The organism is Neobacillus sp. Fa239 (genome assembly GCF_055395235.1).
On record NZ_AP041611.1, the window covers coordinates 1252238 to 1264991 of the forward strand.

The 12754-nt window shown below is 38.6% G+C and carries 10 protein-coding genes and 1 pseudogene; 8 read left to right on the top strand and 3 right to left on the bottom strand.

What is annotated here, in order from left to right:
• Positions 1 to 32: 32 nt before the first annotated feature.
• From glpK to ACZ5XR_RS05995, 7 genes and pseudogenes are all read left to right on the top strand, one after another.
• Positions 33 to 1523, top strand: a complete 1491-nt coding sequence (gene glpK / locus ACZ5XR_RS05965; RefSeq protein ID WP_464500762.1) for a glycerol kinase GlpK — start codon at positions 33 to 35, stop codon at positions 1521 to 1523.
• Between the two features lie 381 nt (positions 1524 to 1904).
• Entirely contained in the window at positions 1905 to 3590 is a 1686-nt protein-coding gene (locus ACZ5XR_RS05970; protein ID WP_464500763.1) for a glycerol-3-phosphate dehydrogenase/oxidase, read from the top strand.
• Positions 3591 to 3874: 284 nt separating this feature from the next.
• Complete coding sequence (locus tag ACZ5XR_RS05975; protein ID WP_464500764.1) at positions 3875 to 4141, top strand: phosphocarrier protein HPr; 267 nt, start codon at positions 3875 to 3877, stop codon at positions 4139 to 4141.
• Positions 4141 to 5852, top strand: a pseudogene (ptsP, locus tag ACZ5XR_RS05980) (phosphoenolpyruvate--protein phosphotransferase). Before ACZ5XR_RS05975 ends, ptsP begins: the two are co-directional and overlap by 1 nt.
• Positions 5853 to 5931: 79 nt before the next feature.
• Entirely contained in the window at positions 5932 to 6717 is a 786-nt protein-coding gene (locus tag ACZ5XR_RS05985; protein WP_464500765.1) for an SDR family oxidoreductase, read from the top strand.
• A gap of 118 nt (positions 6718 to 6835) precedes the next feature.
• The gene (locus ACZ5XR_RS05990; protein WP_464500766.1) at positions 6836 to 7714 is read left to right on the top strand and encodes an NAD(P)-dependent oxidoreductase; all 879 of its coding nucleotides are present in this window, start codon (positions 6836 to 6838) and stop codon (positions 7712 to 7714) included.
• Between the two features lie 70 nt (positions 7715 to 7784).
• Entirely contained in the window at positions 7785 to 7961 is a 177-nt protein-coding gene (locus tag ACZ5XR_RS05995; RefSeq protein WP_464500767.1) for a hypothetical protein, read from the top strand.
• Positions 7962 to 8004: 43 nt separating this feature from the next.
• Here the strand turns inward: ACZ5XR_RS05995 and ACZ5XR_RS06000 are convergent, their stop codons facing one another.
• Both ACZ5XR_RS06000 and ACZ5XR_RS06005 read right to left on the bottom strand, forming a co-directional pair.
• A complete protein-coding gene (locus ACZ5XR_RS06000) occupies positions 8005 to 9153 on the bottom strand; it encodes an aminotransferase A (protein WP_464500768.1) in 1149 nt (382 codons plus the stop codon).
• Between the two features lie 134 nt (positions 9154 to 9287).
• Positions 9288 to 9767 (bottom strand): YkyB family protein, encoded by a 480-nt coding sequence (locus ACZ5XR_RS06005; RefSeq protein ID WP_464500769.1) that lies wholly within the window; start codon positions 9765 to 9767, stop codon positions 9288 to 9290.
• Positions 9768 to 10063: 296 nt separating this feature from the next.
• Between ACZ5XR_RS06005 and ACZ5XR_RS06010 the strand changes: the two genes are divergently transcribed.
• On the top strand, positions 10064 to 11794 hold the full coding sequence (locus tag ACZ5XR_RS06010) for a putative bifunctional diguanylate cyclase/phosphodiesterase (RefSeq protein WP_464500770.1): 1731 nt from the start codon (positions 10064 to 10066) through the stop codon (positions 11792 to 11794).
• Between the two features lie 30 nt (positions 11795 to 11824).
• Here the strand turns inward: ACZ5XR_RS06010 and ACZ5XR_RS06015 are convergent, their stop codons facing one another.
• Entirely contained in the window at positions 11825 to 12700 is an 876-nt protein-coding gene (locus tag ACZ5XR_RS06015; RefSeq protein WP_464500771.1) for a metallophosphoesterase, read from the bottom strand.
• Between the last annotated feature and the right edge of the window lie 54 nt (positions 12701 to 12754).

The following is a 12754-nucleotide window of genomic DNA, read 5'->3' on the forward strand; positions in this document are numbered from 1 at the left end:
TGAGATGTGAATATACGAATGGGGGTTAATCCTTGGAAAAGTATATTTTAGCGTTAGATCAAGGAACAACTAGTTCTCGGGCCATCTTGTTTAATAAGAACGGTGAAATCATTCATTCAGCACAAAAGGAATTCACTCAGTTTTTTCCTCAGCCCGGCTGGGTGGAGCATAATGCGAATGAAATTTTTAGCTCCATCCTTGCCGTCATCGCCGGCGTCTTATCGGAATCAGGCATTATTCCTGAGCAAATTGCCGGAATTGGTATTACCAATCAGCGGGAAACAACAGTTGTTTGGGATAAAGAAACAGGTCACCCTGTCTATCATGCAATTGTCTGGCAATCAAGACAGACCAGCCAAATCTGTGAGGAATTAAAGGAAAAGGGCTACAATGACCTTTTTCAAAAAAAAACCGGCTTATTAATTGATGCTTATTTTTCAGGGACAAAAGTTAAATGGATTTTAGATCATGTTGAAGGAGCCCGTGATAAAGCGAATCAAGGGAGATTATTGTTTGGTACCATTGATACATGGTTGATTTGGAAGCTTTCCGGTGGGAGAGCGCATGTTACGGATTATTCCAACGCCTCCCGTACATTAATGTTCAATATTTATGATCTTAATTGGGATGAGGAATTATTGAAAATCTTGGATGTACCTAAATCCATGCTTCCAAAAGTTCGCCCTTCCTCTGAAATATATGCGAACACAATTGATTACCATTTCTTTGGGAAGGAAATACCGATTTCCGGCGTAGCGGGGGATCAGCAGGCCGCATTATTCGGCCAGGCATGCTTTGAGGAAGGAATGGCGAAAAATACGTATGGCACCGGCTGTTTCATGCTGATGAACACAGGGGAAAAAGCGGTTCGTTCAGAACATGGTTTATTAACTACGCTTGCATGGGGATTAAATGGCAAAGTAGAATATGCATTAGAAGGCAGTATTTTTGTTGCTGGATCCGCTATCCAATGGCTCCGTGACGGGTTGCGTTTTTTCAATGATGCCAAGGCTAGCGAGGAATATGCAAGAAGAGTTGAATCGACAGAAGGGGTCTATGTTGTTCCAGCTTTTGTTGGTTTAGGAACTCCTTACTGGGATAGCGATGTTCGAGGGGCTGTTTTTGGTTTAACCCGTGGAACGTCAAAGGAACATTTTGTTCGTGCGACACTTGAGTCTCTTGCTTATCAAACAAAGGATGTTTTATCGGCAATGGAAGCAGATTCCGGAATTGCTCTTAAGACTCTCCGTGTTGATGGAGGGGCAGTCAAAAATAATTTCTTAATGGAATTCCAAAGCGATCTTTTAAATGTTCCTGTTGAAAGACCGGTAATTAATGAAACGACAGCCTTGGGCGCTGCCTATTTAGCTGGCCTTTCTGTTGGTTTCTGGCAAAGCCAGGAGGAAATTTCTCATCAATGGGCTGTGGAACGAAAATTCAACCCCAATATGAATGAGGAACGACGCAATCATTTATATGGTGGCTGGAAAAAGGCTGTAAAAGCTGCAATGGCATTTAAATAATCCAATATTTACTACGCAAATCGTTTGATTCATGCTATAATCAGTTTAAGTTAATATCTGGCAGAAAAATCCGCAAAGACCACAAAAACATTATCGAAAACGGTAATGTCCTTGTGGTCTTTTTTATTTTGACTGTGTTAATGACGATGTTGTTATTTTACAACTGTTGATTGGAGCGGAGGGCGCTCTCCTCCTCGAAAATGCTAACGCATTTTCTTCGTGCGGTGAATATTCGAGGAAGCTTATTCAATGTCCTGCGGGATGTAGAGGGCACGGGAGACCCCGCAGGCGCTTAAAGCGCCGAGGAGGCTCCCGGACCTCCCCGCGGAAAGCGAGCGCACGGAGCGTAAATCAACATCCAAGTTTAAGGAGGAAAACGAAATGAAATTTTCCAATTTAAATCGCAAAGAAATCATAAATAAACTAAAAAGTGAGAATTTTGATGTCTTAGTTATTGGCGGTGGAATCACTGGCTGTGGAATTGCATTTGATGCGCAAACAAGAGGGATGAACACGGCACTAGTAGAAATGCAGGACTTTGCAGCAGGTACATCAAGCCGATCAACTAAATTAGTACATGGCGGATTAAGATATTTAAAACAATATAAAGTAAGAATGGTAGCTGAGATAGGGAAGGAACGAGCGATTGTTTATGAAAATGGACCACATGTGACAACACCTGAATGGATGCTGCTGCCAATTTATAAAGGAGGAACCTTTGGCAAATTTACCACCTCGCTAGGCTTACGTATCTATGATTTCTTGGCAGGTGTAAAGAAATCAGAAAGGCGGAGGATGCTCCGGGTGGAGCAAACAATAGCAAAAGAACCGCTTCTAAAGAAAACGGGTTTAATAGGCGGTGGTTATTATGTCGAATACCGGACAGATGATGCACGGCTGACAATAGAAGTGATAAAGGCGGCTGTTGAAAAAGGAGCGACTGCATGCAATTATACAAAAGTAATAAAGCTTATCTATAAAAATCGACAGGTTGTTGGAGTTAACGTTCATGACCAAATCACAGGAGAAAAATATGAAATTCGCGCAAAAAAAATAGTCAATGCTGCCGGGCCTTGGGTGGATACTATACGAGAAATGGACCAATATAAAAAGGGAAAAACACTTCAGTTGACAAAAGGAGTGCACCTCGTGATTGATCAGTCGCGTTTTCCGCTAAAACAGGCCATTTATTTTGATACTCCTGATGGCAGAATGGTATTTGCGATTCCAAGGGAAGGCAAAGCATATGTTGGTACAACAGATACTTTTTATGACCAGGAAATGGCCCATCCCTATATGAATTCCAGCGATCGAAATTATCTGATTAACGCAATCAATTATATGTTTCCTGAAGTACAAGTTAGCGAAAAAGATATTCAATCAAGTTGGGCAGGTATCCGGCCGCTTATCTATGAAGAGGGGAAAAATGCGTCAGAAATATCCCGAAAAGACGAAATATGGGTGTCTGAAACAGGGTTATTAACGATAGCCGGGGGGAAACTAACCGGTTATCGAAAAATGGCAGAAACGATTGTTGATATGTTAGTGAAGAAACTAAGTTTAGAAGAAGGAAAAAGCTATCTTAAATGTCAAACAAAACATTCACCGATTTCAGGAGGGAATGTTGGAGGGGCAGTAAATTTTAATCAATTCATAAAAGAGAAAATTCAATATCAGGAAAATATTGGACTGACCAAAGCTGAAGCCAATTATTTAGCAAGAATATATGGATCAAATGTGGAAGTTGTGTTCGATCTTCTGATAAAAAATAAAAATGATGCTGAAAAATACGAGCTTCCGCTTCCATTCTTCGCTAAACTTATTTATGGGATCAATTTTGAAATGATTGCAACTCCCGTCGATTTTTTTTATCGCCGAACAGGAGCGATTCTATTTGATATTCAAACTGTTAATGAAAGAAAAAAACAAGTTATGAACTATATGGCAGACCAATTTGGCTGGAATAATCACGAAAAGCAAAAGTACTGCAATGATCTGGAAATGGAAATATTAAATGCAGTTCATACAGTAGAAGAGCGAGAAAAGATTCACCAAACTCAAAATTAGCATTCAAAATGGCTGTTTCTAAATTTTTTTTAGAGCAGCATTTTTTGTGAGGTTTTTTACTTTTCAATATGGCATGAAAATGATATCCTTTCTTATGTGCCGTTTTTCACAAAGTGATTATTTCTTATACATTTTATTGACAATTAACGTGCAAAATAATTGTTAGGGATTATTTTAGTCTATTAACGTATAGTTGACTAAAATAAGTTGATTGTATAAGTTAATGAGGCAGGCAACAAAATGAAGTTAATCATTATTTTTTAGGATAAAGGAGTTTGATTTTCATGGCAGAAAAGCAATTCAAAGTAACAGCAGAAACAGGTATTCATGCAAGACCGGCAACATTATTAGTTCAAACTGCGAGCAAATTTAATTCTGAAATTCAATTAGAATATAAAGGCAAAAAAGTAAACTTGAAATCCATCATGGGTGTTATGTCTTTAGGAATTGGTCAAGGTGCTGATATTACCATTTCAGCGGAGGGCAGTGACGCTAATGATGCTTTAAACAGCCTTGCAGAAACCTTGAATAAAGAAGGTTTGGCTGAATAATGTCGTTTTTACATGGTATTGCTGCATCAAACGGTATTGCTATTGCTAAAGCATACCGTCTAGTTGAACCAGATTTATCGTTTGAAAAAAAAGAAGTAGCCGATACGACAGCAGAGGTGGAACGCTTCCGCCAAGCTGTTGCAACTTCCAAGCAAGAACTTGAAGCGATTCGTGACCGAGCACAAGTTGACTTGGGAGCTGACAAAGCTGCATTTTCGATGCCCATCTTCTTGTATTGAGCGACCCGGAATTAAACGGCCCAATTGAAGATAAAATTCAATCAGAAAAAGTAAATGCTGAAGCAGCTCTGAAAGACACGGCTGATATGTTCATTATGATGTTTGAACAAATGGATAACGACTATATGAAGGAACGGGCAGCAGATATTCGCGATGTGACGAAGCGGGTGCTATCTCATTTATTAGGCGTTCAAATTGTTAATCCGAGCATGATTGCCGAAGAAGTGATTATTATTGCCGAGGATTTAACCCCTTCTGATACAGCGCAATTGAATCGTAAATTTGTAAAAGGATTTACGACCAATATAGGCGGGCGGACTTCGCATTCTGCGATCATGGCACGTTCGATGGAAATCCCTGCTGTGGTAGGGACTAAAACAGCCACTGAAGAAATAAACAATGGTGATTTGGTCATTGTGGATGGATTAAAAGGTGAAGTACATATTAATCCGACACCGGAATTAGTAAACGAATACGGTAAAGTTCACGAAGAATATGAAGCACAAAAAGCCGAGTGGGCGAAATTAGTCAATGAGCAGACTGTTTCTGCTGATGGTCATCATGTTGAATTAGCTGCTAATATCGGTACTCCTAATGATTTAAAGGGTGTAATCGAAAACGGCGGTGAAGGGGTCGGTCTATACCGGACTGAATTTCTCTACATGGGTAGAGACCAGCTTCCAACCGAGGAAGAACAGTATGAATCCTATAAAGCTGTATTAGAAGGAATGAATGGCAAACCCGTTGTTGTTCGTACCTTGGATATTGGTGGGGATAAGGAGCTTCCATACTTGGAGCTGCCGAAGGAACTTAATCCATTTTTAGGTTTCCGGGCCATTCGTTTATGTCTGGAAGAGCAAGGGATATTCCGTACACAGCTTCGTGCCCTGCTTCGTGCGAGCAGCTATGGAAACTTAAAAATTATGTTCCCAATGATTGCAACCTTGGATGAGTTCCGCTCTGCAAAAGCAATTCTTGAAGAAGAAAAACAAAAGCTTATCACCGAGGGTGTTAAGGTTTCTGAAAAAATTGAATTAGGAATCATGGTCGAAATTCCATCCACCGCAGTCCTTGCCGATCAATTTGCCAAAGAAGTTGACTTCTTTAGTATCGGCACGAACGATTTAATTCAATATACAATGGCAGCGGATCGTATGAATCAACGTGTATCCTACCTTTACCAGCCATATAGTCCATCCATTTTAAGATTGGTCAAAATGGTGATCGATGCAGCGCATGCAGAAGGCAAATGGGCTGGTATGTGCGGTGAAATGGCTGGGGATGAAACAGCTATTCCAGTCCTATTAGGTCTTGGTCTTGATGAGTTTTCAATGAGTGCTACCTCAATTTTAAAAGCTCGTTCACTGATTAAAAACTTAACGAAAACAGACATGGAAAAGTTAGCTCAAACCGTTTTAAATATGCAAACCACTTCTCAAGTAGTCGAAGCTGTCAAGGCTGCCACTAAATAATTATACTAACCGAAAAGGCCGGCTGTGTTCACTGCTGGTCTTTTTCGTTCATATGTTCATAATGAGAGGAGTCATTAAAATGGATTTAAACCTGACAGGTAAAACAGCCATTATCGCTGCCTCTAGCCAAGGGTTAGGATTTGCCATAGCAGAACGGCTTGTTAAAGAGGGGGCCAATGTCATGATCACAGGCCGCGATGAAGACAAGTTAAAAAAGAAGGCAAGGATCCTCGAAACATTAGCAAAAGGAAAAGTCGCTTATCAACAAACAGATATTACGAAGCAGGAAGAAATAAAGCAGCTTGTCAAAAGAACGAATGAAATTTTTGATGGAATACATATCCTTGTTACTAATGCCGGCGGGCCGCCTGCCGGTTCATTCGAACAATTAACGGATGATGAGTGGCAGGCATCCTTTGAATTAAATCTATTATCCTATGTACGCTTAATTCGTGAATCCCTGCCTTATTTAAAAAAACAAGGCGGTAAAATATTAAATATCGCATCATCTTCGATTAAAGAGCCGATTCCGGGATTGATCCTTTCTAATACGTTTCGAACAGGTATTGTTGGACTTGCAAAGACTCTGGCTTCTGAACTTGCTCCCTATAATATTTTAATCAATACAATTGCTCCTGGACGAATTGCAACAGACCGAGTTCAGCATTTAGACCAAATTAATGCGGACAAACTTGGCGTTTCTCGTGAAACAATTGAAGAAAAGGTTAAAGCGAGTATTCCATTAAATAGGTATGGGACACCTGAGGAATTTGCTGATTTTGCTGCGTTTTTGCTTTCGGATGCAAATTCTTATATGACTGGAAGCTCATTTTTAGTGGACGGCGGTATGATTAAATCCATTTAAGGGTATTCTAATTTTGTGCATAAATTTGGAGATGGAGCACGGCCGGAACGGTTTAATCGTTCCGGTCTTTTTATGTTACAATGAAATAAACGAAATTTTTAAAGAGGAGAGATTTATTTTGTTATCACCCAAAAATACAGTCATAGGTTTTATTGGAACCGGGGTAATGGGTAAAAGTATGGCAGGACATCTGTTAAATGCCGGCTATCCAATGGTTGTTTATTCGAGAACAAAAGATAAGGCATCGGAGTTATTAGAAAGAGGAGCCATTTGGGCTGAATCACCAAAGGAGATTGCCAAGAAGGCAAATGTGATTTTTACAATTGTTGGTTATCCAACGGATGTGGAAGAAGTATATTTGGGAGAAAACGGCTTGATTCCAAATGGTCGAGAAGGCAGTTATATGGTTGATATGACGACCTCGGCACCAACGCTTGCTGCCAAAATTTACGATGAGGCTAAAATGCGGGGAATTGAAACCATAGATGCACCTGTCTCCGGAGGGGATGTTGGGGCCAGAGAGGCAAAGCTCTCGATTATGGCAGGGGGCGATCCTAAAGCGTTTGAAGATGTTCGTCCTATTCTGGAACATTTAGGAACCAATATTGTTTATCAAGGAAAAGCGGGTGCAGGTCAGCACACGAAAGCTTGTAATCAAATCGCGATTGCTACCAATATGATTGGGGTATGTGAGGCCATTATCTATGCTGAAAAAGCCGGTTTGGACCCGGAGAATGTCTTAAAAAGCATTTCCACCGGTGCAGCAGGCAGCTGGTCACTTAGTAACTATGTACCAAGAATGTTAAATAAGAATTTTGAGCCTGGATTTTACATAAAGCATTTTATTAAAGATATGAAAATTGCCTTGGAGGAAGCAGAATTAATCGGGATGGAAGCACCTGGATTAGCCTTGGCAAAGTCCTTATATGATCAATTGGCTGCACAAGGTGAAGAAAATAGCGGAACACACGCGCTTTATAAGTATTGGAAAAGCTAAATGAATGAAAAGAATAAATTCCTCCAGGATAAAAGAAACTAAGAAAGAATTTCTATTAGGAGGAATTTAAATGGCGAAACGGACGAAAAAAAATGACCCGCAGCAAAAAAATAAAAAAGGCTTTGATTCTTCAAAGCTAAACGAAGAATTTGCTCATGAAATGGGTTCTGCAGCGGCCAATAAGATTCATAAAGATAAAGCCAAAAAAGAAAAGGCTCCGAAGAATAACGGAAAATATAATGGTTAATAAAAATCGTACCCCACTAAACAGTGAGGTACGATTTTTATTGTCACTTTTTTAAATAATCTTCGAGGCGATTTAGACCTTTTGTCAAGGTTTCCATCGAACATGCGAATGATAAGCGGAAGTAGCCTTCGCCAAATTTGGAAAAAGCACTGCCAGGGACAACGGCTACTTTGGTTTTATTGACGAGATCTAAAGCAAAATCAAAGCTATTCAATTGAAGACAATCTGGAATTTTGACAAAGAAATAAAAGGCACCATCTGGTTTCACAACTGAAAGGCCCATGGAGAGTAATCGGTTAAAACAAAAGTCTCTCCTCTCTTCATATTCCTCTTTCATCGGAATCGCATCATCAATCCCTGTTGTAAGTGCCTCCAACGCTGCTTTTTGTGCAATAGAATTAGCGCAGGAAACATTATATTGATGAACCTTTAGCATATGTTTTGTTATATATTCGGGAGCAAATAAAAACCCAATCCTCCAGCCTGTCATCGAATGGGATTTTGATAATCCATTGATGACAATCGTTTTTTCTTTTAGAAAAGAAGCGATTGATGTATGAGGCTGCTCATATGTCAACTCACTATATATCTCATCGGCAAGAATAAATATATTACGGCTTTTTAAAAAATGAGCAATTTCCTCTAATTCGGACTGGCTCAGGCTCACACCAGTTGGATTGGAGGGATACGGCAGCACAATGCAGCGAGTTTTCTCGGTTACATATGGCTTAATCATGTCAAGATTGAATCGAAATTGATTATCCCTTGTATCGACATGAACCGGAACAGCTCCGCACATCTGGATAATAGGTTCATAGCCGGGATAAATTGGTCCGGGCATAAGGACCTCTGTTCCCTCGGCTAAGATTGTCCGAAAGGCAATGTCAATCGCTTCGCTCGCTCCTATTGTTACAATCACTTCTGAATCCGCACGATAGTCCAGATTATATTTTTTTTTCAGGAAATCACATGCTGCTTGACGTAATTCTATCATGCCTGCATTGTGGGTATAGGAGGTGAAATTTTCTTCAATTGCCTGTATGCCCGCCTGCTTAACATGTCCCGGTGTAGGAAAATCGGGTTGTCCAATGGTAAGTGAAATTAATTCGTCCATATGCGAGACCATATTAAAAAATTTCCTTATACCGGATATTTCAATATCTTTAACTCTTTGATTTAGAAATTGCTCCACCCTTGCTCATCCTTCCAAAATTACTTTAGCTTTTATGTAGAATTAGTTTGATTATAGTCAATATCTCCTCAAGATTCTACCATTTATACATTCAATTAAATACAAACAAAAAGACCATCCTGTGATGGCCCTTATTATGAATATCTTTCTCCCAGCTTTTTGAAAATAGGCTTTTGGTAGGAACGCTGATTATTTTTAGGCTTTGAGGGGGGCTGTCTTGTCTCAGAAATCCCTGTATAGGATTGAAGTAATCCCTTCGCCTGGCTTAAAGATAGGGCAGCCTTAGGATTTCTGACATGACCGTCTAGTTTTCCTAAATGGGGAAGCTCTGCAAAGTCAGCTTTTGTTGGCGGTATATGGAAAGTGTATCTTCCACATTCCACTAATACATCTGATTGCTGTTGACTGTTTCTAGGGTTTTCAGAAAAATGGAGGCCCACTTTTTTGGCTTTTCCCTCCATAATTAATTTTTTTAATGCTTCATGTTTTAATTTGTATAAAAATTTGGGATTAATCGCTGTTTTTGCATGGCGATTGACAATAAAAACAGCTTGTGAGAGGTTTTCGATGGTAATATTAACCTGTGTTGGGGGATGTTTCTGGTCCGGATTCAAGATTTGTTCTCCTTTCTATTTTTCACAACATCTTTATTATACCTATTTCGAGCAATAATAATAATTATTGAATATTCCTGAAAATAATTCAAACTATAATCTCCGGTAATTTCCAACAATTATTTGTAGTATTTCCCTAAAACAATTGTGAATGATATTATTCAAGAAATTTTCTTGAAATAATCAATATTTTCATTAAATTCACTTTCTTTCTTTTGATTTAATTGTAAAATAGAAATACAAGAATGTAAAAACATTATTTTAAAAAATTAGAAACTTTTTAAAGGGATGATAAAATGGTTCATTTAAAAAGTAAATTTACTTCAAAATTGGAAGCAGAATGGTCAATGGAGAAAAATAAATTAATTGAAAGTGAACAAAGATATCGCTCAATTGTTGACAATAATATGGACGCAATTTTTACGATAAATTTAGACGGTAAAATAATTGAAGCAAACCCTGCTGCGAGTAAGCTGTCAGGCTATTCACAAAAGCAGATGACGACAAGGTCGATGTATGACTTCATTCATGACCAAGATTTAGCTGATTTTAAAAACCTTATTGAAAAAACCTGCTCAGGTTATGCACTTGAATCACTTGATTACAGATTTATTCATTCCGAAGACCAACTAATAATTATTCATCTAAAAACCGTACCGATTGTGATTCATAATGAAATCAGAGGACTTTATGTGATTTGTAAGGATTTATCCGAACAAGCGGAAAATATGGAAAAAATTCGATTTATGGTCTTTCATGATCAGTTAACAGGAATTTTCAATAGACGAGCCTTATTAGAGCATTTAAACAAAAATATTACATCCCCGGTTAGAAATAAAAAGGAATTTGCTTTAATATTTATCGATTTGGATCGATTTAAACATCTAAACGATACATTAGGTCATTTGGCGGGAGATGAAATTTTAAAAAGTGTTGCCTTCCGCTTGGCACAGTTTCAACGTGAACATTGCTTCGTTTATCGTCAAGGCGGAGATGAGTTTAACATATTGCTCCTAAATACCACTCGTAATCAAACAAGTGCGTTTGTCAGAAAGATTTTTTCAGCATTTGCTCAGTCCTTTTATTTTAATTCACAAGAATATTTTATTTCACCGAGCATTGGTATCAGTATGTATCCAAATGATGGAAAAGATGCTGAAATGTTAATCAAAAATGCAGATGAAGCACTCTACCGGGTAAAAGAAAGAGGGAAGGCACATTATCAATTTTATCGAAGTGATATGAACACATGCTTTACCAATGTCGTAACGTTGGAGACCCAATTACGAAAAGCAATTGATAAAAACGAATTTGTTTTATATTTTCAGCCGCAGACAGAGATTTCGAGCGGTAAGGTAAAGAGTTTTGAGGCTCTTTTAAGATGGAATTGCGCCGAGCTTGGTTTGATCTCACCCGGTCAATTCATCCCATTAGCAGAGGACACGGGGCTTATTGTACCAATTGGACATTGGGTCATTGAAAAAGCCTGTGAGCAAATCCATTTATGGAATAGTAAAGGATATCATGATATTCGAGTGGCGATAAACATTTCGCCAAAGCAATTCCAACAGCCAAATTTAGTGAATGTGATAAGCTCTATCGTAAAGAAGTATGGAATTTCGGGGTCTTCTTTAGAAATTGAAATCACTGAAGGAACCATGCAGGATACAAAAGAAACGATTCCCATTTTAAATAAAATAAAAGAATTAGGAATTACGATTGCCGTTGATGATTTTGGAACCGGGTATTCTTCCCTCAATTATTTAAAACAGTTCCCATTGGATGTTTTAAAAATCGATCAATCCTTTATTAAGGATATTCTTGAAAACGAAAAGGATGCTGCAATCACTTCAACAATTATTCATCTTGGGAAAAGCCTGGGCCTTGAAGTAATTGCTGAAGGAGTAGAAAATCGCTGTCAAGTTGAGTTTTTAATGAAAGCTGATTGTCATAAAATTCAAGGCTACTATTATTCAAAACCAATCTCTTCATCAGAGGTCGAGCAGAAATTCTTGGCAGTTGATTAAAAAACCCTTATCTCTCATAGATAAGGGTTTTTATTTTGTATTTTCTTGTTGTAATGTAAAAACAGTTAATTCGGGTTTGGCCATAAACCGGAATGGAAGGCGAGTTGTCCCGATTCCTCTATTTACATATAAGGAAAATGGCTTAGTACCTATCGAATAGTAACCCTCAGGATATTTTTCTGCAAATGGCGGTCTAATTAAAGCCCCAAAAAAGGGCAATTTTACTTGACCACCATGGCTATGACCGCTGAATTGCCAGTGAATATTATACTTTGAGGCTAAATCTGCAAGGTCAGGGGCATGGGATAATAAGATTTTAAATTTAGAATATGGGACATGCGCAAGTGCTAAAGGAATATCTGGTTTGCCTAACATGGCATCATCCACGCCAACTAAATAAATGGAGCTTCCATCTTTAAGCAGTATCGGCCTGGAATCATTCAATAAGACTGTAAACTGGGCAGATTCCATAACATTTCGATAGATTTCAGACCCATACCCGCCATGGTCATGGTTTCCATAAATACAGTACTTTCCCAGCGGGGCTTTTAGTTGCTGTAAAAGCGGAACAATTTTATGGATTTGCTGATATCGGTTTGGCTCGTCCATTAAATCCCCTGTAAAAAGGATAAGATCTGGATTCAGACTATTAATTTTTTGAATTAATTTTTTAAATTGGGTGTGATTATATTGAAATCCCAAGTGGGTATCGCTGAATTGAACAATTTTTTTTCCTGAAAAGCTCTTTGGAATTAATGGATGTTTTATTTCTAGCATATTTGTATCAAGCATGCTGGGCTCAATTTGATTGGCATACACATAGCCGCCGGAACTTAAGCCAAATAGAGTGAGGAATGCACCCAATGTGCGTTTTAGCATAACTCTTCTGGTCATTTTTTTAGCCATTTTTTACAAACCTTCCTCCATATTCTCCACTCTCTGAAAAGACCGTCATTTTGT

Coding starts and splice junctions, on each gene's coding strand:
- ACZ5XR_RS05970 (WP_464500763.1), top strand. CDS start 1,905: ATGAAATTTTCCAATTTAAATCGCAAAGAAATCATAAATAAACTAAAA.
- ACZ5XR_RS05975 (WP_464500764.1), top strand. CDS start 3,875: ATGGCAGAAAAGCAATTCAAAGTAACAGCAGAAACAGGTATTCATGCA.
- ACZ5XR_RS05985 (WP_464500765.1), top strand. CDS start 5,932: ATGGATTTAAACCTGACAGGTAAAACAGCCATTATCGCTGCCTCTAGC.
- ACZ5XR_RS05995 (WP_464500767.1), top strand. CDS start 7,785: ATGGCGAAACGGACGAAAAAAAATGACCCGCAGCAAAAAAATAAAAAA.
- ACZ5XR_RS06010 (WP_464500770.1), top strand. CDS start 10,064: ATGGTTCATTTAAAAAGTAAATTTACTTCAAAATTGGAAGCAGAATGG.
- ACZ5XR_RS06015 (WP_464500771.1), bottom strand. CDS start 12,700: ATGGCTAAAAAAATGACCAGAAGAGTTATGCTAAAACGCACATTGGGT.